Genomic DNA, 23,259 nt, shown 5'->3' on the forward strand with positions numbered 1-23,259 from the left:
CGGCACTCAGCGCCCGGCCACAGGCATTGTCAGCAACTGCAAGCGCTGGGCAATGGCGGCGGCCGGGGCATCGGGACGGATTTTGCTCCAGCGCTTGTTCGCCACGTCACCGACGATCAGTTGGGTCGAATGTTGCTCGGGGGTCGGTACGATCTGGCCAATGCGCCCTAGGACCAGGTCCATTTGCGCCTTGTCGCCGGTAAGAAAAAGCCAGTGGGGGTCATCAACACCCTGCTTCAAGGTATAGGCCTTGAGTACCGCCGGTGTATCGCGCAGCGGATCACTGGTAAGGGAAATAAAGGTGATGCCATCAGCCTTGTCGCCCAGCACCTCACGGACTTCCTTGAGCTTGCGGGTAATCAGCGGGCAGGCATCGTTGCAACTGGTGAAGATCACGTTGAGCAGCACCACGCGGTTGTGCAACGCATCGCTATAGAAACGCAGGGTGTTGCCGTTCTGGTCCTGCAACGGCGTGTCGGTGAACCAGGTCTTTGCGTCACGGGTGCCGGTCGCCGGTTGCGCGTTCGCCGCCGCAGTTGCCGACGCCGGTTGCGCGGGTTCGTGCGCTTCGTGGGCCAACGCCAAGGTACTGACAAGCCAGAGGCACAGGCTCAGGGCAATCCACTCGAGGTTTTTCATGGCTGATGCTCCATGGCGACGGCCGTGTGCTTGGCGTGGGCGTTGCGTTCACCGCTGATTTTCTCGACCGCGCGGGCCAGTTCCACCGGGTCGGTGAAGCCGTAATAGCGGGTCCAGAACCGGCTGTTGCCATCGCCCACCAGAATCAGAGGTGAATGGTTCTTGAAGTCACCGCTGTAGGCCCCCAGCCCCTTGAGGGTGGCGTTGACCGACTGGGGCGAGCCGGTCAACCAGCTCCAGCCCGGACCCTTCTGAAAGGTGCGGGCGTAGTCGTTCAGGCGCTCGGGATCATCGCGCTGTGGGTCGATGCTGATCGAGACCAGTTGCACCTCGGTGCCGACCCGGTGCCCCAGTTGTTTCTGCACCTTGCCCATGATCGAGGACACCACCGGGCACACCGTGGTGCAACTGGTGTAGATGAAGCCCATGACGACGATCTTGTTCCCCACCAGATCCTTTTCGAGGCTGACCGACTTGCCGTTCTGATCCACCAGCGCGACGTCGGCGAACTTGACCTGAGCGGTTTCCGGACTGGCTTTTTTGGCCGTCATGTCGTGCCCGGCGTGCTCATCCGCCGAATGGGCCAGGGCTTGGCCAATACCGATGGCCAACAGGCAGAACGTCAGCAGGCCACGATGTGCGAATCGGTTCATGTCAGTTTCCTCTTAGTGGGCATGGCCGGGCTTGACCCGAACGCTGGCAAAAGTCTGGTCATCGAAACGCCTGCCCAGGGACGCTGCGCGCACGTGCAGGTACCAGGCACCGTTCTGGTCGAGGTTCACCGGGGCTTCGTATATACCGTCGGCGACTTCCACGGCGGCGACTTCCCGGGGGTGCGAAGTCGGGGCCAGGAAGTAACGCACCTGAACGTCCTTGACCCCACTGCGCTGCACCTTCTGCTTGCCCTGGACGATGCGAAAGCGCACCACGTAAGGGCTACCCAGCGCGGCGGTGGACTTGTCGAGCATAAACTCCACTTTCGCCACCCCACGGTGCGGATCGAGGCTCTGGTCCGCCTCGACCACGGTGCTGAAGCAATGGATGATGTTCGGCTGGTTGAGCAGGAACGCCACATCGAAACGGCCGGCGGTCGGCAGCTTGATCCGCGAGCTGTACAGCCCCGGCTCGACTTCGCGCAGGCTGCGATCGATTACCAGCGCCGCCCGGGCCACCTGCCCGCGATTGGGGTAGCCGGACATCGGTGCGTTCATCCCTTCGGCGTAGAAGTAGGTGGTGTTGTCCACCGGGTTGACCACGAACACCGCGTTGTCGTCCTTCGACACCGCCAGGCTTGACGCCAGCGGCAGGTCCCCAGCCAGCCGTGGTGCCTGAGGGCCGGCCTCGAAGCCCTGGATGATCGGCGTGCGGCCTTCACCGAGGGATGACAGGTTGATCATCGTGACCTTCGGCGAAGCCAGCCCGCGGACATAGGCGTAGGCCTTGGTGAACACCACTTGATAGGGTTCGGCGGAGACGTCCAGGTCATGGATCAACACATCGGTGGCGCTGTCGATCACCGAGGCCTGGTTCTCCAGGGTGTTGAGCACGATGCCGAAGCGCCCGTCGGCACTGAAGCCCATCGGCCCCAGTCCCTGCTTGAGCTGGATCACCCGGCGCACCGACTGGCTGGCACTGTCGATCACCGTCACCGTGCCGTCCTTGCCGTCCGTCACATAGGCTGCGCCGGACAGCGGCGAATACATCACCGACAACGGGTTCGAACCGGTCTTGAGTTGTTTGCTGATGCTCAGGCTGGCGACGTCGACAATGCTCAGGGTGCCATCGTCGCGGTTGGTGACGAACGCCAGGCGACTGTCCTTGCTGAAGGCGATTTCGTGATGACCGCTACCGGTGGCCAGGTGCTTGAGGGGTTTGAGGCTGGCGGTGTCGATCACCGTGACCCCGGACTGCTCCGCCACCTGGGCATTGTTGCCGACCCACAGCAGGCGTTCGTCCGGTTGCAATGCCACGCGTACCGGGTTGCTGCCGGCCGCCACCGAGTCGATCATTTTGAATTGCTCGCTGTCGAGCACCGCGACTTCCCCGGCGGTCGGCATCGACACAAACACGCGTTTGTTGTCCCGGGGAGTGACCCAGTCCATGGGTGGCTGCTTGAGTTCGACCCGGGTCATGGTGCTGGTGATGCCGCCCACCGATACCGATGGTTCGACCACCGAGACGCTGGCATCGCGGTTCATGACCATCAGGAAGTAACTGTTGAGATCCAGCAGCGGCCGCGCCCCGATGCTCGATTTGAGGAAGACCCCGACCCGCGACTTGCAACTCTGATCGCGACCCTGGGCCTGATCTGCGGCGATGGTTTCGGGGTCGAGCCAGGCTCCGGGGGCGACGCCTGCCAGCGGTTGGCCCGAGGCTTTGTCGGTCACGCGAAACTGCATGTCGGCGAATCCACCTTCGCGCAGCACGCCATCCTCGGCCAGCGGTTTGACTTCGAACGCCACCGAAATGCCGTCGCGTTCAAGGGTCTGGCCATTCGAGGTGTCTGGCAGTGCGACGTGACTGAGCCGGGAGGGTGGCGACGTGCGCGACACCGCCAGGCCGATCAGCGCTGCGCCGACAATCAGGGCGCAACTGGCGAAAGTGATGGTCCTGTTCATTGTAAAAACTCCCCTTCAGATCTACGTCTGCCTTGCTCCCTGTGGGAGCGAGCCCTGTGGTGAGGGTGGCCAGCCCCATGGCGAGGGTGACTACCCTTGTCGCGAGGGGGCTTGCCTGTGGCGAGGGGGCTTGCCCCCGTCGGGCTGCGAAGCAGCCCCAAAAATCTCTGTTGCATCAAAGATCTTGTGAGTGCTTCGCACTCAAGCGGGGGCAAGCCCCCTCGCCACAGGAATAGCCCTTCACCACAGGGATAGCCCTTCACCACAGGCAAGCTCCCTCTCCACAGTCAAACCCCTCGCCACAGTGCTCCTACAGGTGTTGCGTTGCTTCCCTAAGGTGCCGGTGCCGGCTCAGGCTCGTTGGTGACCCGCAGCAGTCCCCACAATCCCGAGGTATTCCCATAGGCTCCGTAATCGCGGAACAGGTAGTCCCCCGGTATCGCGTTGATACCCCCGGCGCTCGGCAGCATCAGACTGAAATGCGCGGCCGGCAGGATGCTTTCGCGGGCACCTATGTACATCGACATCGGGTTGTAGCCGAACTTCACCGACCCCACGCCAGGGCTGCCCATGGGGTAGCCACCGGTGTCGCTCTTCTCCGCCACGAACGGGTTGGTCGACCAGAGGTGACCGTCAAGCTGGAAGGTGCTGCCGCGACTGCCGCCGGTAGGCATCAGGATGTGGGTTCGGAACGGTTGCCCCGGCTTGGCGTACAGCACCGGGGTTTGCGGATCGCCGCCTACCAGCGCGTTGCTGTAGGCCATGTGCGCATTGACCATGTCGCCATAACCTGCGCCGTCGGCACGACCGAACGGAGCATCCGGGGCCAGGCCGAAGCGGTACCACATTGGCTCGGTCTTGTAGTTGATGGCCATGCTCGAGTTGTCCTGCGGATCGTTCGGCACACCGAACCCTTCCGCGGCAATCCCCTCTACCGGCCGCCCATTGGCCCAGCGCATGTTCAAGGCTTTCTGCCAGACCATCGCGAAATCGCGGTAGCTGGTTTGCCCCGGCGCGGTGACGGTCGCATTGACCTTGCGCGCATCTTCCACCCAGGTGGCACCGGCCGGCAGGATGCTCATCGCCGCCGCCAGGCCTTTTTGCGACTGCTTGATCACGTCCGCCGGGGTGAAATTCAAGCCGCCGAATTCCACCGCCGTCGCGTTGATGTTGTCGACGCTGCGCCCCAGTTGGGTGATCGGTTTGCCTTCACGCTCCAGGTGCCCGGCGTAATACTGGTAAGTACGGGTCGGGTACGCGCCGCTGCTGCCGACACGGGGTGGCACAGTCTGGATCGGGTTGGCGCCGACGTTGGTGCCGTCGGACTTGGTGATGTCGTACGCCAGCAATTGTGCATGCAGACCCACATGGCTGGACGGCCGCATCAGGTTGTTGCTGAAGGTGGTCGAGCCGCTGCCGTTGTTGCGGTCACGCTTGACCATGCCTTGCATGACCGCAGTCTGGGTGAGGTCCGGCATGACGGTCGGCAAACGGTTTTCCAGGGTGATGTTGATGCAGTCACCCGCCGTTGCACGCAACACCAGCGGTTCGACAGGCACGCCGGGCTTGAGCTTGCCGGTGGCCGGATCGAGGTCGGCCTTGCGTACATACAGGATCGCGGTCGGGTCATGCAGCGGCCCGCTTTGCCCGCCGATGGTGATGGTTTCACCGTCTTCAGGGTCGAACACGGTGACTTGTGGAATGTTCACCGCCCGCGAGTTGAACACCAGGGTGCCGCCCGCCGGTTTCAGTGGCCCGCCCACGTGTTGCCCAAGCCCTGCCGGATCACCGATGGACAAGCCCAGTGGATTACTGAGGATGTCGTTGGCCAGCGCCGCCACCACTTCATAGTTGCGTTGCGGGGTTGGCCGGGTGCCGATGCCAGTGGGGTTGGCGCCGATCCGTGGGCAGGTGCCCTCAAACGCCACGGTGTTGCGCATACCGGCCGGTTTCGGGTTGTTCGGCAGTGCGAACAGGTCGTTGCGTTGCGCCGTGTAGTTGCGCATCACCCCCCAGATCCCGCTCCAGTAGCCTTCAATGGAAGCGTCCATCGAGTACAGGTAGTCACCCGTTGTCGCCGCCGAACTGGAGAGCATCGAGACCGGAGCAATGAAGCCCATCTGCTCGGAGATACCGACCATCTGCGACGCGCGCCAGCCGGAGTTGGAGCTGTTGCCGAAACCGGAGCCGCTTTGCAGCCACTTCACGCCATGCAGGGTGACGTTGTGTTCCTCTTCGTGACCACCGGCATGTACCCGCAGCCGCACGTTGTCACCGGTGTAGGTGCGCAGCATCGGGGTGAAGGGGTCACCCGGTTCGGCGCCACCGCGGTTGATATGCGGCGGGAACAGCGTGGTGCCGCCGGTCGGACCGGTCGCCGCGGTAATCAGGTTCGGCGCCAGGTTCATCGCCGGGATCGCTCGGTCGGTACGGCTTTGCATGGCGTACGCGAGGTCACCGCCGAGGCCGTCAGCCTGCATGCCGCGCTTGCCGTCCGGGCCGAGCCGATTCGGGTCGTACACCCGCAGGGCCAGCGGTTCATTGCGGTAATTGACCACGAACATGCCTGGGTCATCCACCGAGATCGCCTGTGGGCACGGCCGGGTCGGGCAGCCGGGCTTGATCCCGCCCTGGACTTCGACAATCCCGTCCAGCAGGTTGCTGGCGTTGTTGCGCACTGGTGGGTTGATCGCGTAGCGGAAGCTGTCCGCCGTGGCCGGGAAGGCTTGCGGATTGGGCTTGCCGTCGGGACCTGCGCCTACGTACACACCCGCTTCATAGGCGTGCTGGAAGTCGCTGTATTCGAGGAAAAACTCCCGGAAGCTGTCGTTCTTGCCGTCGCCATCGATATCACCGGTGGAAATCACCGCTTGCCAGGAAGTCGGTCCGCCGTCCTGGCGGGCACCGCTGTACAGCGGCTCGCCGGTTTCGGCATGGAACCAACTGGAGCCGGCCGGCTCAGCCAGCACGGTGGCGTACAGACCTATCTGCTGGTGAGTCGATGGGCCCAGGTGGTCGTGGGTAAAAATAGTCCCCAGGCCACGATCGACGCCCTTGCTGTTGACCACCGGATCGACGAACCAGCGCTGCATCGCCGTGCGCGCCCCGACCCAGTCGGCCCGGCCGTACTGACCGAAGAACGGGTGGTTTTTGGCTTTCGGGCAGGCGGGCGTGCCATCGCGCGGGTCGGTTTCTTCGCATTGGTTGAACTGGCGAATGGCGTGGATGCGCTCTTGCACCGCACCCGGGGAAAGCACGCCGTCTTCGTAGTTCCAGCCGTTGGACGAACCATCGGCCGCGGTCAGGTCCCATTTCGGCAGGTGAATGTGCTGGCCGATCACATCGGTTGGCGTGCGCACCTGATAGTCGTCCATCTCATAGGTGGCCGGCACCAGGTTGGTTTGCATGTACTGCACGCAGTCGAAGGTGTTCATGCGCATCACCAGAGGCTCTGGCGGACGCTGCTTGGTAATCACCGGCCAGGCGTCTTCCCACAGTGCGAGGATGCGTGCTTGCGGGAAGTGGTAGCCGACCTTGTTGTACACCGCATCGAACTGAATGTTCGCTCCCTTGTAGATGCGCGGGCGGTCGGCGGTGAAGGTCGAGGCGCCGGTGAACGACATGCCGTCGCCCCGTTCGCCGCTGGTGAACTCGCCGGTGCCGGCGCTGCCGGTCAGGCGTTTCTGCCGATCGTCCATGCAAGGTTCGTAGTACGGCGCACCCGCGATCGGCAAGGCGCCGTTGGTACGGAAGTTACGCGCCACCACCTGACTGCCGGGCAACACGGCGTAGCTGGGGTGGTCCTTCCTGGCGTGGAACGCCATGGCCGCCTGTTCGACTTCGGTGCCCTCTTCAGGCAGGTAAATCGGTTTGGCCCGGGTGACCTCCTTGGAGAAGTCCAGCGAGGTTGTCACTGTGTTCGCCTCACCACCGGCAGAGACGCCGTCCAGGGTATGCCGCCCCAGGCCACCGTCCCAGCCACCGGATTGAGCCGGGTCGAGGTTGGCCCACAACGCATTGCCGCTGGCCTTCAAGGCCTGCGCCTTGGCGGCGTCGAGCATGTCCAGCGGCGGAGTTGGCGGACGTTGCCCGACCGAACTTTCCATACCGCCGATCCAGAATGGATAGCCAGGGTTTTTCAGGGTGCCATCGGCATTGCGATTGGCTTCGCTGCGATCGACCAGCACCAGCGAGCCAATGGCCTGTGCTCCGCCGCCACCGCCGTGATGTTCGCCGTCGTCATCGTCGTCTTCTTCATCGTCGTCATCGTTGCCGGCCACGAGGGTTTCGCCAATTTTCGGTACCACGGCGACTTTGCCTGGCATCGGTGCCATGGCTTTACCGGGCAGCGGCACGACCGCCGGGATCGGTGTGCCGGCGACAATTTCACCATCGGGCAGCGCCCGTGCACCGGCCGCAGGTTTTCCACTGCGCAGGGCGAACGGTTCGCTGTGGAAACCGTCGTCACCCTGCTGGGAGACTTCCAGTTTGGTGCCCTCTTCAAACACATCGTGCACCCGCCACATGGCCCACATGCCCTGGGCAAAATGCGGATAGAAATGGCAGTGATAGATCGCGTCGCCCGCTACCCGGTTACGGTTGCCCGAACCGCCATTGGCGATTTCATAGGTGTAGCCCGCACCCGGACCGATGCCCTGGGCGTCCACATAGTCAGAGTTATCGTCATTGGGGTTGAATAGCCACTGATGCCCGTGCAGGTGGAAGATGTGCTGCTCGTGGCCATTGTGGGTATTGCGGAATTTGACGAAGTCACCGATGTAGCTGTGGTTGACGTTGGACGGTTCGGCCGGATACAGCGCCATGGTCGCCTTCACACCTACCTGATCGGCATTGGGGGTCTGACCGGGGGTGATGCCTTCCAGCCCGGCGTTGGCCGGTACGTCCACCAGCATCGCCACGTCGCCGACGGTGTGGGAACTGAGGAAAAATTCTTCATAAGCGCAGGACAGGCAATCGTGCATCGGCCCCACGCCCAGGCGGTTGGCGACCACCTCGGCACCCATGCCACCGGAGCCATAGTTGATCATGAAGGAGTCACGGGTCGGCTCCAGCACGTGGGCCATCACCGGGTCGGCCCAGTAGGCGGGAAACGCCTGGGTGACAGCGACTTCATCCTGGAACTGCGAAGCGAAATCGCGAAACGGCTCCAGGCGGTTAGGGAGCGCCGGGTTGCGTTTGCCCATGGATTCCAGCGCGTAGGTCGATGTCGGGAAGCTGCCATCGTCGTTACTGCCCATGACAATTGCGTCGCTTTCGCTGGATACGATTTCGTTGCCGTCGACCATGTTGATGATCGGCGTGCCGGCCTTGCCTTCACGGATCCATGGTTCGCGCTGCGGGTAACGCGCCTGGTAATCGACGATTGGCTGACCGGCCGGTGTGCGACCGGTACTGGCCAGGCGCATCTCTTCCTCGGTTACGGTATTGCGGTAAGTGCGACCACCTTTGGGCACCACCACCACTTGACCGAACAGACCATTGGCCACGTTGCCTGCCGCACCTTCGCCACCGAAGCTTGCGCCACGGCTGCTGGCGGCGAATACCCCTTCCCGCTCGGCATACAAGGTGTAGGAACGGGTACCACCGGGCGGGATCAAGGTATTGGCGTTACGCCCGGTGAACGATGAGATGTCATCAATGCTGTTGACCGCTTGCATGCCGTTGACCTGAAAGCCGACATGGCGGTCGGCGACCTGCTCGTCGGCCTTGAAACCATCGGCGTTGCCGATCTCGATTTCTTCCTCGCCCTCTTCCTCGTTTGCGTCCTCATCGGAGTTGGGGTTGGCCTGATAAGCCAGCAGGTTCTGCAGATTGATGGTCAGGCAGTCGCCGACGGCAACCCGCAACACCAGCGGACGCGGACGCTTGTCTGGACGCAGGGACACTTTGCCCGGTACCGCTGAGCCGCCACTGGCCAGGGACCGGTCATGGTCATCGACCACATCACGACGCAAAGCGAACATCATGCCGTTGACGTTCTGTGCACCGAGGCGGTTGAACATAAGCGGCTGATCAAGCGCCACGACGTTGGCCACCAGGTTGCGCTCGCAACGCGCAGCTGCATTGGCGGCTTCGATGCCAGACATTGATGCAACCAGCAGCAGTAAATGTATCAGGGTCGGAGCGCGGTTTATGCCGATCATGGAGTCGGGCCTCGCAGCGGTTCTCAGGGACAGATCTCGACAAATCGTCCAGAGCAATCCGCATGCCATAAAAAATCTTATTATTAATCAGATAGTTATTGTCACGACCTAATGACTCGGGGGAAAAGCCCCACCCAATCCCCCAATTTTTTCACCGGGGCCACCATGCCCCAACATTGGGGATACTGCCCCACTGCCAGCGCTCACAAAGGCGCATCAGCAGCCAGCCCCTGCAAGCGCCGGTACTGCTTCAGGACGCTGGGCACATAACGTTGGGTTTCGGCAAATGGCGGGACCACGTTGCCACGGCTGAGCACCGCTTGCGGCCCGGCGTTGTAGGCGGCCACGGCGAGGCGGATATCGTTGTCGAACATCGTCATCAGGCGCTTGAGATAACGGGCGCCACCCTGGATGTTGGCCTTGGGGTCGTAGACGTCGCTCACGCCCATTTCGCGGGCGGTATCGGGCATCAATTGCATCAGCCCACCGGCGCCCTTGGGCGACACGGCTCTGGGGTTGTAGGCGGACTCGGCCTTGATCACCGCATGCAACAGCGCCGCCGGTATTTCGTTGGCCGTGGCCGCCGCCGCCACCAGCTCGGCGTAAGGTTGCGCAGCGATCATCTGCGGCTGCTCGTCGAGGCTGACCACCGCCTCTGCGGGTTCGCGAATCACTCGCTCATAGTGGCGGCCGGGGCGATGGACATTGGACAGGACGTAGTTGCCCTTGGCATCCACGGAAACGAATACGTCCGCCTGTACGGCGCCAGCCAGCACAAACAGAGCGAGCATTGCGGTGGTGAGCAACTTCATTGTTATGCCTCCCCTTCCCGACCCCGAAAATTGGGGCTAATGCCCCAATTGCCGGTCGCGGATCAGGCATACGCAAGCACTGTGCCGTTACACCCAAGGCCCGTAGGACAAGGGGTGCGCGAGGACGCCCGGGGGTGAGCATGGCAATTGCATGTGCTTTGGTCGCAACTGTGCTGCCAAATGTATGAGGTCATCATGAAACAGCGTCTTCGTTGTGCCCCGCGATCCCAAAGCGGGTTCACCCTGCTCGAACTGTTGGTGGTGCTGGTGGTATTGGGGCTGTTGGCCGGTTTGGTGGCGCCGAAGTATTTCGCCCAACTGGGCCGCTCCGAAGTGAAAGTCGCCAAGGCGCAGATTGAAGGCCTGGGCAAGGCCCTGGACCTTTACCGTCTGGAGGTCGGCCATTACCCCTCGACTGAACAGGGCTTGCAGGCATTGATCAGCGCACCCAGTGATGAACCGCGCTGGACCGGCCCTTACCTGCAGAAAAAACTGCCCCAGGACCCTTGGGGCCGTAATTACAACTATCGCTACCCCGGTGAAAACGGCGAGTACGACCTGCTGTCCATGGGCAAGGACGGGCAGCCCGGCGGCGAAGGCGAGAACGCCGAAGTCACCAGTTGGCAGTAACGGGAATCGCGACCATGCGCTTTCACCTTAAAGCCGTCGGCAAAGCCGGTGTCGTTGCAATGACTGTCGAAGCACCGGGTCACAGCGAAGCCCGCCGCATCGTCGAAGACCAGGGCCTGCGGGTGGTCAGCCTGCACGCCGAGCGGCATTGGCGCGCCTTGCGGCTCAAGCAGCGCGAGACCTTCAACCTGGTGTTGTTCAGCCAGGAACTGACCACCCTGCTCAACGCCGGCCTGCCGTTGATCGATGCGCTGGAAAGTCTGGCGGAAAAAGAAACCGCGCCCCAGGCCCGCAAAACCTTGAGTGAGCTGGTGCGCCTGCTCTATGAAGGCAAATCGTTTTCCCAGGCATTGGGCCAGCTATCAGCGGTATTTCCCCCGCTGTACGTTGCCCTGGTGCAGTCCAGTGAGAAAACCGGCGCCGTGGGCGATGCCCTGGGCCGGTACGTCAGCTACCGCCAGCGCATGGACGAGGTTCGGCAGAAGATCGTCAGCGCTTCGATCTACCCCATGCTGTTGCTGGTGGTAGGCGGTGGTGTCGTGCTGTTTTTGATGGGCTATGTCGTGCCGCGTTTCAGCCTGGTATTCGAAGGCCTGGGGTCGAACCTGCCCTGGCTGTCGCAGATCCTCATGAGCAGCGGCATGTTCCTCCACGCCCACCAGGGAGAGTTTTTCGGCGGCCTGCTCGCGCTCATCGTTGGCCTGGTCCTGCTCCAGCGCCAGCCGGCCTTTCGCCGGGGCGTGGACCGACTGATCGAAAAACTGCCGGCGGTCCACCAGCGAATCTTCATGTACGAACTGGCGCGCTTCTACCGCTCCCTGGGGATTCTGTTGCAAGGCGGTATCCCCCTCGTCACGGCCATGGGCATGGTCCGAGGCCTGCTCACCGTGGCTTCGCGCTCACGCCTGGACCAGGCCTGCGAGCGCGTGCGCGAGGGGCAATCGCTGTCCGCTGCGCTGGAACTCAATCATCTGGTAACCCCGGTGTCCCTGCGCCTGCTGCGTGCCGGTGAACAGTCCGGCAACCTCGGGCAGATGATGGAGCGCAGCGCCGACTTCTACGACGAAGAAATCAGCCGCTGGATCGAATGGTTCGTGCGCCTGTTCGAACCGTTGCTGATGACCTTCATCGGCCTGCTGATCGGGGTGATCGTGATCCTGATGTACATACCGATTTTCGAACTGGCTTCCAGCATTCATTGACCCCGAACCAGGGGCGCGCTGTACGCAGCACTTTTTATCAAGGTACCCACTGAATAAATCAGCACGCTGGGGTGTTCATCAATGTAGCAACGGAAAAAGCAGCAAGTTGCAACGTTCATCAACGTTCCAGGCTGAATAAGAAGACGGAGAACGACATGCACATCAACAAGCTTTTACTGGCAATAGCTATTGGCGCAGTTCTGTCGACGTCTACCGTTTTGATTCCGGACAGCCTGTCCGGGGTATCCAGTGCTCAGGCCAAGGATGGGGGTGGCGGGGGCGGTAGTGGTGGTGGTGGCGGCAGCGGCGGTGGTGGCGGAAGTGGAGGCGGTCACGGTGGTGGCGGCAGCGGCGGCGGTGGCGGAGGAAGTAGCGGCGGCAATGGCGGAAGTCACGGTGGTAGCGGCAGTGGCGGTAACAGCGGCAGCGGCCATAGTGGCGACCATGGCAGCAACAGCGGCCACGGCAACAGCGCCAGCGGTTCAAGCCACTCCGGCGCAGTATCGTCCTCCGGTCGCAGCGGCACCCATGATGAGCCCGGGGACGACCGAGGCGTCCACGCCAATGGAGAAATCGGCGATGACCGTGGTGTACACGCCAACGGAGAAATCGGCGATGACCGTGGTGTGCATGCCAATGGCGAGCCTGGGGATGACAAAAGGAGCTGATCCCCGCTGAAGTCCATACAACACAAAACCCTGTGGGAGCGAGCCTGCTCGCGATAGCGGATTATCATTCAACATTTCTGTTGCCTGATACCCTGCCATCGAGAGCAAGCCCGCTCCCACAGGTTCATTGACGTCCGGTCCTGCGCGTTCCTACAACCTACCCTCTACCCGATCCAGCTCTTCGCGCAGGAACTCAACCAACGCCTGCACCGGCCGCGAACTCTGCCGGTGTTGCGGATAGACCGCCGATAACGTCAGCGGCTCCGGCCGCCTATCCTCCAGCACCTGCACCAGCCGTCCTTCCTGCAACGCCGAGCCGACAATGAACGTCGGCAAATACGTGATCCCCAGCCCGGCGATCGCCGCATCCTTGAGCAGATCGCCGTTGTTGACCCGCATCCGCCCGCTGACATTGACGCTCAATGGCTTGCCCTGCCCCGCAAACCGCCATTGCACCTGTCGACCATGGCCGTACGGCAGACAGTCGTGACGGTGCAAGTCTTCAGGCTTGAGCGGTGTGCCGCGCTCGGCCAGGTACGCCGGGCTTGCGCAGTACACTCGCTCGATGGAGGCAATGCGTCGGGCAATCAGCGACGAATCTTCCAGTGTGCCGATGCGCAGCGCCAGGTCGTAACCCTCACCGAGCAAATCCACAGGACGATCGCTCAAATCCATCTCCACCGTCACGTCGCGATAGCGCTGCAAAAACACCGGCAGCAGGCAGCCCAGATGCGCCAGTGCGAAGGACAGCGGCGCGCTCACACGAATGGTCCCTCGTGGCTCGGTGGTCTGCCCGGCAATGCCCTGCTCCACCTGCTCGACTTCAGCGAGCAGGCGCAAGGCTGACTCGTAATAGCTTTGCCCCAGCGGCGTGACATCCAGTCGCCGGGTCGAGCGATTGAGCAAACGTACGCCCAGGCGCTCTTCGAGTTGCATCAGGCGGCGGCTGACAAATTGCTTGGACAGCCCCAATTGATCGGCGGCCGCCGTGAAGCTGCCGGAGTCCATCACCTGGCAGAAAATACGCATATCTTCAAAGGGGTTCATTGTCACTCCCTGGTGGACAGCCAATCACTTTATAGCCGCTTCCCCCCCTCCAGACATCCAATTAATCTGAAACAAAGCATCCTCGCTGACTCGCCGTCCCAGGCACGGTTCACCGCCATGACCTCAAGAAAGGTGGTTTTTTGAGTGGGTTGCAGACCCGCTGATCTGCAGATCACCCAAAACCCTGTGGGAGCGGGCTTGCTCGCGAAAGCGGTGGTTCAGTCAACATCAATGCTGACTGACATCACGCCTTCGCGAGCAAGCCCGCTCCCACAGGTAATGGGTTCAACTGACAGGTCTTACTTCGCCGTGAATTTGGTGTAGCTGTTGATCAGGTTGCGATAGTTTGGCAGGCGCTCGGACAGCAGGTTGGCCAGGCCTTCCATGTCGTTGCGCCAGTCGCCTTGCAGCTCGCAGGCCACGGCGAACCAGTTCATCAGATGCGCACCGGCGGCCGACATGCGTGCCCAGGCCGCTTGTTGCACGGTGGTGTTGAACGTGCCGGAAGCGTCGGTCACCACAAACACCTCAAAGCCTTCGGCAATGGCCGACAGGGTCGGGAATGCCACGCACACATCGGTCACCACACCGGCAATGATCAGTTGCTTGCGACCGGTGGCCTTGATCGCCTTGACGAAGTCTTCGTTGTCCCAGGCGTTGATCTGGCCCGGGCGTGCAATGAACGGCGCGTCCGGGAACTGCGCCTTGAGCTCCGGCACAATCGGGCCGTTCGGACCGCTGTCGAAACTGGTGGTGAGGATGGTCGGCAGTTTGAAGAACTTGGCGATGTCACCCAGCGCCAGCACGTTGTTCTTGAACTCGTTGGGCGAGAAATCCTGTACCAGCGAGATCAGGCCGGTCTGGTGGTCGACCAGCAATACCACGGCATCGTCTTTGTTCAGGCGCGAGTAAGGAACGTTGCTCATTGGAAAACTCCTTGTGGGATGGTTGTTGCAGTCAGCGCCGCCCTGCTGGGCCGGCGCTTTTTTTGAATTCGTCAGAAGGCAAAACACGAGCAGCCAAAGGCGCCCCAGAAGCCGGCGAAATCACTGACCGGCGCGTTCGACAGGCGTGCCCGTTCATGACGGTGGGAATGCACCGCGCATGGGCCGCTGCAATGGTGAACCTGGGCCTGCATCGGCGACGTCGGGCGCCAGTGGCCCGGTACCTTCACCACCGGTGACCAGTCCGGCAGCACCGGCACGCTGGCCGGCCCGAGCTTGTCGAAGTCACCGGCGCCGTACACCACCTTGCCGCCGACCACGGTCAACACCGACTCGATCCACTTGATCGCCTCTTCATCGACGCTGAAAAAGTCCGCGCTGAGGGCCGCGACGTCGGCCAGTTGCCCGACCTTGATCTGGCCCTTCTTGCCTTGCTCCGACGAGAACCAGGCACTGCCGTGGGTGAACAGTTCCAGCGCCGTCAGGCGTGAAAGACCTTCGGCGTGCAGCTCCATGCCGCCGACGGTGCGACCGCTGACCATCCAGTACAGCGAAGTCCATGGATTGTAGCTAGACACCCGCGTGGCGTCGGTACCGGCGCCCACCGGTACGCCCTCGGCCAGCATGCGCTTGATCGGTGGTGTGGCTTGGGCCGCTTGCGCGCCGTAACGCTCGACGAAATATTCACCCTGGAACGCCATGCGATCCTGAATCGCGATGCCGCCGCCCAGCGCCCTCACCCGCTCGATGTTCTGCGGGGTGATGGTCTCGGCGTGATCGAAAAACCACGGCAAGCCGTTGAACGGTATGTCGCGATTGACCTTCTCGAACACGTCGAGCATGCGGCTGATGGATTCGTTGTAAGTGGCGTGCAGACGGAACGGCCAACGTTGTTCGACCAGATGGCGCACCACCGGCTCCAGTTCGGCTTCCATGGTTTGCGGCAGGTCCGGGCGCGGTTCGAGGAAGTCTTCGAAGTCCGCCGCCGAGAACACCAGCATTTCCCCGGCGCCGTTGTGTCGCAGGTAATCGTCGCCCTGGTGCAGCTTGACGCTGCCGGTCCAGTTCTTGAAGTCGGTCAGCTCTTCCTTGGGCTTTTGGGTGAACAGGTTGTAGGCGATGCGCACGGTCAGTTGCTCTTCCTTGGCCAACTGCTCGATCACCTGGTAATCGTCAGGGTAGTTCTGGAAACCGCCGCCGGCATCGATAGCGCTGGTAAGGCCCAAGCGATTGAGTTCGCGCATGAACTGACGGGTCGAGTTGACCTGATACTCCAGCGGCAGCTTCGGCCCCTTGGCCAGGGTCGAGTACAGAATCATCGCGTTGGGGCGCGCCACCAGCATGCCGGTCGGCTCGCCATTGGCGTCACGCACGATCTCGCCACCGGGCGGGTTCGGTGTGTCGCGGGTGTACCCGGCCACCCGCAGGGCCGCGCGGTTGAGCAATGCGCGATCATACAAATGCAGGACGAAGACCGGGGTGTCCGGTGCCGCCTGGTTGAGTTCTTCGAGAGTCGGCATGCGCTTTTCGGCGAACTGGAATTCGTTCCAGCCACCGACCACCCGCACCCACTGCGGCGTTGGCGTGCGGTCGGCCTGGTCCTTGAGCATGCGCAAGGCATCGGCCAGGGACGGCACGCCTTCCCAGCGCAGTTCCAGGTTGTAGTTCAGGCCCCCACGGATCAGGTGCAGGTGCGAGTCGTTGAGCCCGGGGATGACGCAGCGGCCCTTGAGGTCGATCACTTGTGTGCCCGAACCACGCAGAGCCATGGCTTCGGCATCGCTGCCGACCACGACAAAACGACCTTCGCTGATAGCCACGGCGCTGGCGAGCGGCTTTTCGCGGTCAACGGTATGGAATTGACCATTGAACAGAATCAGGTCGGCGTTCATTGCGGCTCCTTGGACTCGGCGGAAGGGGACAGCCAGGGCGCGAACAGGCGCGTCGCCATGGGCATGAAGATATAAACCACCGACAGGACGATGGTCAGGGTGATCAGGAACGTGGCCACCACGTAGTTGGAGAGAAATGCGTTGAGCCCAAGCAGAGGCCCCCACAGCAACGGAACCAGCAAGGTGTGCGGCAGAATCACCAGCAACGTCAACACCGCCTGCTTCCAGCGTGGTGATGGGAGAACTGCTGCTTCAGTCTGCGGGGAGAACCAGAACTCGTTGACCGGGTTGACCTCAGTCTGGTCGCCATCGGCGAGCATCGGCGTGACCTGGTCGATCAGTTCCCGACGTTGCGGAGAATCGAGCCAGTGTTGCATCGCTTCGGTAGAGCAAAAGCGCAGCACGCAGGTATACATGTCGAGCCCGACGCTCTTGCCGCGCACCACGTCCACGCCCAGGTGCCCGACGTTCTGCCCGGCCACTTTGACGATGTTGCGCAACCAGGCCTCATAAGGGGCTTCAAAACCTGCCTTGACCCGATGTTTGACGATCAGGGTCACGACTTCATCAGGCCCCGGCTTGACCGGTTGCAGGCGAACGGGATCAGACATGGCGCAAGACTCCGGCGAAACGCACATTGAGCGCCAGCCTTCCTGGCCCGGCGACGAAAATGCTGGTGGTCACAATCACGGCAACGTGAGATTCGCCCTTGGGTGGAAAGGGCACGCTTTTTTCGGCTCAGTACTGTATTGAAGCAGCTTGGGCAAACCCTGCATCCGTAACAGCAATATTGCGTCGCTGAGCCGCACAAACAGCAGTCCACTGTGGTGCCGATGCGAAGCGCTCATGTTCTCCCCGCACAACTCGCAGCACCGGGTGCTGGAATCGATATTGCGGGGACGGGGACAGGAAAAATTGAATGTACGTGCTGTTTTTGCAAGCGCGCCGGGGAAAATCAAACAAATCCCTGTGGGAGCGGGCTTGCTCGCGAAAGCGGTGTGTCAGTCGTCGGAGAAGCTGGATGTGCTGGCCCCTTCGCGAGCAAGCCCGCTCCCACATTGGATCTTCGGTGCATGACGTTCGACTGGAGGGTCGGTTGTCTGTCAACTGGATGGAGACAGTATTTCAATTCCCACCTACTTATTGCATCAGCCAGTAAACATTAACCTTCTCCTCAATCAGACGAATCAACGTCCCCACAGGAGATTTCATCATGCTGACTCTGCGCAAAGCTTCGGATCGTGGCCTGGCCAATCACGGCTGGTTGAAGTCCTTTCATACCTTTTCCTTCGCCAATTATCGCAACCCGAAAGAGCAGGGTTTTTCCGACCTGTTGGTGATCAACGACGACCGTGTCGCCGCCGGCAAAGGCTTCGGCCAGCACCCGCACCGCGACATGGAAATTTTCTCCTATGTGCTTGAAGGTGCCCTGGAACACAAGGACACACTGGGTACCGGTTCGGTGATTCGCCCCGGCGACGTGCAATTGATGAGTGCCGGCAGCGGTGTCGCCCACAGCGAGTTCAACCACTCCAGCACCCGCCCGGTGCACTTCCTGCAGATCTGGATCGTGCCTGAGGTCAGCGGTGCCAAACCCCGCTATCAGCAGGAACACTTCAGCACGCAGAAAAAACGGGGACGCCTGCAGCTGATCATCTCCCCGGACCGCGCCAAGGGTTCGTTGAAGGTGCGCCAGGATGCCCGGGTGTATGCCGGTCTGATCGACGGCAAGGAAAGCGCCACCCTGGAACTGGGCGCCCATCGCTATGCCTATGTGCATGTGGCGCGGGGCAGCGTCGAGCTCAATGGTTTGTTGCTACAGGAAGGCGATGGCGTACGGGTTCGTGAAGAACAGGCGTTGACGTTGAGCAACGGTGTGGATTCAGAAGTGCTGGTGTTCGACCTGCGGGCACAGGAGTTGCCGCAGATGCCTTGATGGTGAAGCAAAAAATCGCAGCCTCGCTTCGCTCGACAGCTACAGGGATACCTCAGTAGGAGCTGACGAGCGGAGCGAGGCTGCGATCTTTTTACTGTCCGTGGACTGGATACAGCGAGACTCATGAGTCCCGAGTTTTATCCGAAGCCTTTTTATCGACCGGGCAGGCATCTATTCCGGTCAGGCTGGAGCGAGGGACAAACTGAACCGCCTTGGAGTCGGTCTTCCAGAGTCGTACAAAGTAGGTGGCGTCGGCCTCGGCAACGACGCGTAACGGTCGACTGAAACCTGGCCGGTCAGGGTCCGCTATGGCTTCGAGCCCCTGGCTCTGCGGGCTGAAGCTCATGATCGTGCAATTGCGTGCCCCGGAAGCCGAAAACTGGAACGCAAACCCGCCCAGCTTGGCGCCCGACTGTGGGTGCAGGCCCAATCCGATGACCACTACCGTTACCGCTATCGCCAGCAGGGCGAGCGGATTTTGATGGCCGCGCACTTTCACCACGAACTGTGCACCCAGCAGCTGGATCAGCCACACGATCGCCAACTCACCCAGCATCAGAGGCACAAGCCAGCCGAGCTGGCTGACGTATTGGCTCGCGATGTGGATTGCCACGATAGTGACGTTCAGGATGACCATTATCTGGACGAAAGCGGACATCACACAGGCGATACGAAACTCTGTCGATATCGTCCCCTGTACACCGAGCGTCATGAGCCTGTAGTAGCCCGCGATCGTCAGCATCGCCGCCGATACCGCAGCGCTTCCCCACAGCAGGTTGACCTGGACCTGGGAGCCGATAGCGGTGAGCAACCCGCAGAAAATCCCGAGGATCAGCAAGCCGCCTCCCCAACGCCACAACAGGTGCCGGTGACGAGCCTGTGCTTCGGGAGATTTCTGGTCGAAACTCAAATCGTCACTCAGGCGTTTTCCGGAGGCATCGAGCTGATGGAACAGCACGAAGATCGGCAACAGGACGAACGCCACCAGGATCGAGATGATGAACACGAGTATCGCCGACATGACCGGCAGCGCGGTAAGGACCGCAGAAGAGGTAATGCTGAGGGGAATGTTTTCCTCGTGGATGTACTGGTACAGATACATCCCGGCAGTGAGCAGAATGCCAATGCCCAGAGGCCAGGCACGCTCGTTGAGCCATAACAGGCTTCTACTCAGATGGGCAAAGCGGTCGGGTGAGGTGCCTGCGGGTTTAGCTTCGATGCGTTCAAACTCGGTCACGTCGGTGGACTCCATTTCCTTGGGCATAGCGTCCTTGTTGCAAGCAGTGCTCAACAGAGACAATGACGTGCGACTTTACAGTCTGAACAGGCCAGAAACATCGGGCCCGGACAAAATCAGAAGCGTCTGACAGACGCTTCGATAATCACCCCTGGAATCTTGCCCGATACCGCCCCGGGCTTTCCCCGGTCCACTTCTTGAACGCCCGATGGAAGGCGCTGGGTTCCTGGAATCCCAGTTGCTCGGCGATATCACTGATGCTGGCCCCGCTCTGGCGCAACTGTTCGAACGCCACCCCGCGTCGCACCTCGTCCTTGATCTCCTGGTACGAACAGCCTTCGCGTTCGAGTTTGCGGCGGAACGTGCTGGGGCTCAGGTGCTGCTCCAGGGCGAAATCCTGCAAGGTCGGCCATTCGCTGTAATGACTGCCGCGCAAGCGCTGATGAACCTGGGATGCCAGGCCATGCTGGTTGCGGAAGCGGATCACCAGCCATTGCGGCGCTGTGCGCAGGAACACTTTCAACGACGCCAGGTCTTGAACCACGGGCAGGCGCAGGTAGTGGCTGGCGAATTCGATTTCGGTGCGCTCGGCACCAAAGGTCAGGTTCGGGCCCCAGAGCAGTCGATCATCGCTGAGGGACAGGCGCTCGTGGCGAAAGTCGGCACGGTCGATAGGGATGCGTCGGCCACCCAGCCAGCACAGCAGGCTGATCATCAGCACCAGGAATGTCTCTTCGCCAAAACGGCTGGCATCGGCATCTGAGGAGTGGGTTTGCAGACTAATGACCGCGCGCTTGCCACGCACCGTCAGGGTGCCGCGAAAATCGCGCAGGAACAGCCCGAAGTTGACCAGGCACTGGCGCATGGCTTTATGCAGATCGGGCTCTTGAATCAAGGCACGACAGATCAGGGCAAAACTGCCCGGCGGCATGCCATGGGAGTCGAGGCCGAAAAACTCGTCGTCCAGCTCACGGATCTGAATCAGCCATAGCGCTGCAAACGCACCGGCCGGCACCCGCGCCGTGGGTTGGTGCATGACTTGCGGATCAATCCCCGCCAGTTCGAGTACCGCCTTCACTCGCTGCGGATCCTCCCCCAGTCCATGGATCATTGCCCGCACGAAGTAGGCGGCAACCGAGTCATTTTCCCGCATTTGAACGCTTCTCTCTCATCACCCGAATGGCAAAAAACATCAGTGCCGTTGAACAGTTCCGGCATAGGACAAGTGCCCTGCCAGCTCTAGACTCGCCGGCAATAGTACGCCTTCGGCCGCGGCCAAGGTATCGCAAGGTTTGATTGAAGGACGGGAACATGAATCTGCAAAACATCGGCGTGATCGGCGCTGGCACCATGGGCAATGGTATTGCACAAGTCTGTGCCCTCGCCGGCTTCCACGTGACCTTGCTCGACATCTCTGAAAGCGCTCTGCAAAAAGCCGTCGCGACCGTTGCTAAAAACCTCGATCGCCAGGTTGCCAAGGCAACGCTGACCGAGGAGCAGAAGCTCGCAGCCCTCGACAAGATCCGCACCAGCACCGATTACAGCAGCCTCAAAGACTCACAAATGGTGATTGAAGCGGCTACCGAAAACCTCGAGCTCAAACTGCGTGTGCTGCAGCAGATCGCGGCGCAGGTCAGCAGCGAATGCGTGATTGCCTCCAACACCTCGTCGCTGTCGATCACCCAGTTGGCCGCCAGTGTGAGCCAGCCGGAGCGCTTCATCGGCCTGCACTTCTTCAACCCGGTGCCGGTGATGGGCCTGATCGAAGTCATCCGTGGCCTGCAGACCAGCAACGCGACCCACCAACTGGCGCTGGACATGGCCACCACCTTGGGCAAAACCGCGATCACCGCGGGCAACCGCCCAGGCTTCGTGGTCAACCGGATCCTGGTACCGATGATCAACGAAGCGATTCTGGTATTCCAGGAAGGCCTGGGCAGCGTCGAGGACATTGATGCGGGCATGCGCCTGGGTTGCAACCAGCCAATCGGCCCGTTGGCATTGGCCGACCTGATTGGCCTGGATACCCTGCTGGCGATCATGGAAGCCTTCTACGACGGCTTTAACGACAGCAAATACCGCCCTGCTCCGCTGCTCAAGGAAATGGTCGCGGCCGGTTACCTGGGGCGCAAATCGGGGCGCGGTTTCCATGCCTATGCCTGAACGTTGCTCGCGCTTTGCCGAGTACCGGGACAAGGTGCTGGAGTTGTTTTCCAGCAAAGGTTTCGGCCAGGTCGGCATGCGTGAGCTGGCGACGTGCCTGGGGCTTTCCCCAGGCTCGTTGTACCACCACTACCCGAGTAAACAGCACCTGCTGCTCGATCTGATCGAGGAGTTCTACGAGGAGCTGTTGGCCACCCTCGCCCGCATCCAGAAAAAAGCTCCGGCAAAGCGCGACAGGCTGGGCAGCCTGATCCGCGCGCACCTGAATCTGCATCGGGATATGCCTTGGCATTTCCGCCTGGCGGAACGCGACATCGGCTGTCTGAATGAAGAGCAACAGGAACGGGTGCAGCAATTGCGCGAACAATATGAGCGCACCCTCCTGAAAATGCTTGGCGGCAGTTCCCGCTTCAGCGAAGAAGGCTTGTTGGCGGCCGGGCATGCCATTGGCTGCTTGCTCAACAGCGCTCCCAGCTGGCTGACCCCACATGCGCTGGGTGAGCAAGAACGCGAAGAACTGCTGGAGAGCATGGTCTGCGGTGCCGTCGAGCGCCTGTTGGCCCCCAAGCGCGCACTGGAGGCCATAAGCCTCGCCCGCCCTATAGAAAAGATATCTAAAGAAATACAGGTCCCTGCCACGATTTAAAGCTTAGCTTGTCGGCTCAACCCAATCGGAATTCGCCAGCGACCCTGGCGTCCAATCCGAGGTGTGTTTGTGTGTACTTCAACACCTGGAGCCGAACATGAAAATCAATCCCTACCTCATTTTCAATGGCGACTGCAAAGCTGCCTTCACGTTCTATGCGCAAAGCCTGCCCGGCAATATCGAAGCCATGCTGACCTTCGGTGAAACCCCTGCCGCCGAACACGTCCCCAAGGATCTCCATAACCTGATCATTCATACCCGTCTTGTGGTGGGAGACCAGGCGCTCATGGGATCGGATACCACCCCTGATCGCCCCACCGACGCCATGAGCGCTTGCTCCATTTCACTCAACGTCGACAGTATCGCCGAGGCTGAGCGGGTCTTCACTGCGTTGTCGGAAGGGGGCAGCGTGCAAATGCCGCTGGAGGCCACGTTCTGGGCGGAACGCTTCGGCATGCTGGTTGACCGTTTTGGTGTTTCGTGGATGGTCAACTGCGAAAAGGATCAATGAGAAATCCCTGGACTTTCCCGCGGCCAAAAACAAAACCCCTACCTGCATACGCAGATAGGGGTTTCGGAATTTAATCTTGACGATGACCTACTCTCACATGGGGAAACCCCACACTACCATCGGCGATGCATCGTTTCACTGCTGAGTTCG

Annotated in this window: 18 protein-coding genes and 1 pseudogene; 7 read left to right on the forward strand and 12 right to left on the reverse strand. The window is 61.3% G+C overall.

Annotated elements, in window-relative coordinates:
* Positions 1 to 6: 6 nt before the first annotated feature.
* The 5 genes from KW839_RS26960 to KW839_RS26980 form a co-directional block, all read right to left on the reverse strand.
* On the reverse strand, positions 7 to 639 hold the full coding sequence (locus tag KW839_RS26960) for an SCO family protein (protein WP_218426004.1): 633 nt from the start codon (positions 637 to 639) through the stop codon (positions 7 to 9).
* Complete coding sequence (locus KW839_RS26965) at positions 636 to 1,292, reverse strand: SCO family protein (protein ID WP_060541873.1); 657 nt, start codon at positions 1,290 to 1,292, stop codon at positions 636 to 638. The genes KW839_RS26960 and KW839_RS26965 overlap by 4 nt, the downstream gene beginning before the upstream one ends.
* A 12-nt stretch (positions 1,293 to 1,304) precedes the next feature.
* Positions 1,305 to 3,257 carry a YncE family protein gene (locus tag KW839_RS26970; protein ID WP_218426005.1) on the reverse strand — a complete coding sequence of 651 codons (1,953 nt, stop codon included), beginning with the start codon at positions 3,255 to 3,257 and terminating at the stop codon, positions 1,305 to 1,307.
* A 332-nt stretch (positions 3,258 to 3,589) separates the two neighbouring features.
* Positions 3,590 to 9,421 (reverse strand): manganese-oxidizing multicopper oxidase MnxG, encoded by a 5,832-nt coding sequence (mnxG, locus tag KW839_RS26975; protein ID WP_218426006.1) that lies wholly within the window; start codon positions 9,419 to 9,421, stop codon positions 3,590 to 3,592.
* A 203-nt stretch (positions 9,422 to 9,624) separates the two neighbouring features.
* On the reverse strand, positions 9,625 to 10,233 hold the full coding sequence (locus KW839_RS26980; RefSeq protein WP_218426007.1) for a lytic transglycosylase domain-containing protein: 609 nt from the start codon (positions 10,231 to 10,233) through the stop codon (positions 9,625 to 9,627).
* 195 nt (positions 10,234 to 10,428) lie between these two features.
* On the opposite strand from KW839_RS26980, the gene gspG reads away from it, so the two are divergent.
* The 3 genes from gspG to KW839_RS26995 all read left to right on the forward strand — a co-directional run bounded on the left by gspG (position 10,429) and on the right by KW839_RS26995 (position 12,733).
* Complete coding sequence (gspG, locus tag KW839_RS26985; protein ID WP_060541891.1) at positions 10,429 to 10,863, forward strand: type II secretion system major pseudopilin GspG; 435 nt, start codon at positions 10,429 to 10,431, stop codon at positions 10,861 to 10,863.
* 14 nt (positions 10,864 to 10,877) lie between these two features.
* Positions 10,878 to 12,065, forward strand: a complete 1,188-nt coding sequence (locus tag KW839_RS26990) for a type II secretion system F family protein (RefSeq protein WP_060541869.1) — start codon at positions 10,878 to 10,880, stop codon at positions 12,063 to 12,065.
* A 155-nt stretch (positions 12,066 to 12,220) separates the two neighbouring features.
* Entirely contained in the window at positions 12,221 to 12,733 is a 513-nt protein-coding gene (locus KW839_RS26995) for a hypothetical protein (protein ID WP_218426016.1), read from the forward strand.
* A 150-nt stretch (positions 12,734 to 12,883) separates the two neighbouring features.
* On the opposite strand, the gene KW839_RS27000 is transcribed toward KW839_RS26995, so the two are convergent.
* The 5 genes and pseudogenes from KW839_RS27000 to KW839_RS27870 all read right to left on the reverse strand — a co-directional run bounded on the left by KW839_RS27000 (position 12,884) and on the right by KW839_RS27870 (position 17,464).
* Positions 12,884 to 13,780, reverse strand: a complete 897-nt coding sequence (locus KW839_RS27000) for a LysR family transcriptional regulator (RefSeq protein ID WP_218426008.1) — start codon at positions 13,778 to 13,780, stop codon at positions 12,884 to 12,886.
* Between the two features lie 299 nt (positions 13,781 to 14,079).
* Positions 14,080 to 14,706 carry an isochorismate family cysteine hydrolase YcaC gene (ycaC, locus tag KW839_RS27005; RefSeq protein WP_218426009.1) on the reverse strand — a complete coding sequence of 209 codons (627 nt, stop codon included), beginning with the start codon at positions 14,704 to 14,706 and terminating at the stop codon, positions 14,080 to 14,082.
* A gap of 71 nt (positions 14,707 to 14,777) precedes the next feature.
* A complete protein-coding gene (locus tag KW839_RS27010; protein ID WP_218426010.1) occupies positions 14,778 to 16,616 on the reverse strand; it encodes an amidohydrolase in 1,839 nt (612 codons plus the stop codon).
* The gene (locus KW839_RS27015) at positions 16,613 to 17,227 is read right to left on the reverse strand and encodes an antibiotic biosynthesis monooxygenase (RefSeq protein ID WP_218426011.1); all 615 of its coding nucleotides are present in this window, start codon (positions 17,225 to 17,227) and stop codon (positions 16,613 to 16,615) included. Before KW839_RS27015 ends, KW839_RS27010 begins: the two co-directional genes overlap by 4 nt.
* Positions 17,220 to 17,464, reverse strand: a pseudogene (locus tag KW839_RS27870) (hypothetical protein). Before KW839_RS27870 ends, KW839_RS27015 begins: the two are co-directional and overlap by 8 nt.
* Before the next feature lie 365 nt (positions 17,465 to 17,829).
* Between KW839_RS27870 and KW839_RS27020 the strand changes: the two are divergent.
* Entirely contained in the window at positions 17,830 to 18,552 is a 723-nt protein-coding gene (locus tag KW839_RS27020) for a pirin family protein (RefSeq protein ID WP_218426012.1), read from the forward strand.
* 121 nt (positions 18,553 to 18,673) lie between these two features.
* Here KW839_RS27020 and KW839_RS27025 read toward each other — a convergent pair whose 3' ends face one another.
* On the reverse strand, positions 18,674 to 19,789 hold the full coding sequence (locus KW839_RS27025; protein ID WP_218426013.1) for a hypothetical protein: 1,116 nt from the start codon (positions 19,787 to 19,789) through the stop codon (positions 18,674 to 18,676).
* A 145-nt stretch (positions 19,790 to 19,934) separates the two neighbouring features.
* Positions 19,935 to 20,942, reverse strand: coding sequence for an AraC family transcriptional regulator (locus KW839_RS27030; protein ID WP_218426014.1), 1,008 nt, complete (start codon positions 20,940 to 20,942; stop codon positions 19,935 to 19,937).
* 158 nt (positions 20,943 to 21,100) lie between these two features.
* On the opposite strand from KW839_RS27030, the gene KW839_RS27035 reads away from it, so the two are divergent.
* The 3 genes from KW839_RS27035 to KW839_RS27045 all read left to right on the forward strand — a co-directional run bounded on the left by KW839_RS27035 (position 21,101) and on the right by KW839_RS27045 (position 23,109).
* Positions 21,101 to 21,952 carry a 3-hydroxybutyryl-CoA dehydrogenase gene (locus KW839_RS27035; RefSeq protein WP_218426015.1) on the forward strand — a complete coding sequence of 284 codons (852 nt, stop codon included), beginning with the start codon at positions 21,101 to 21,103 and terminating at the stop codon, positions 21,950 to 21,952.
* Positions 21,939 to 22,598, forward strand: coding sequence for a TetR/AcrR family transcriptional regulator (locus tag KW839_RS27040; protein WP_060541859.1), 660 nt, complete (start codon positions 21,939 to 21,941; stop codon positions 22,596 to 22,598). Before KW839_RS27035 ends, KW839_RS27040 begins: the two co-directional genes overlap by 14 nt.
* Positions 22,599 to 22,695: 97 nt before the next feature.
* Entirely contained in the window at positions 22,696 to 23,109 is a 414-nt protein-coding gene (locus KW839_RS27045; RefSeq protein WP_060541858.1) for a VOC family protein, read from the forward strand.
* The last annotated feature ends 150 nt before the right edge of the window (positions 23,110 to 23,259 follow it).

This window comes from Pseudomonas sp. PDM31 (genome assembly GCF_019218965.1).
In the GTDB taxonomy this organism is placed as follows: domain Bacteria; phylum Pseudomonadota; class Gammaproteobacteria; order Pseudomonadales; family Pseudomonadaceae; genus Aquipseudomonas.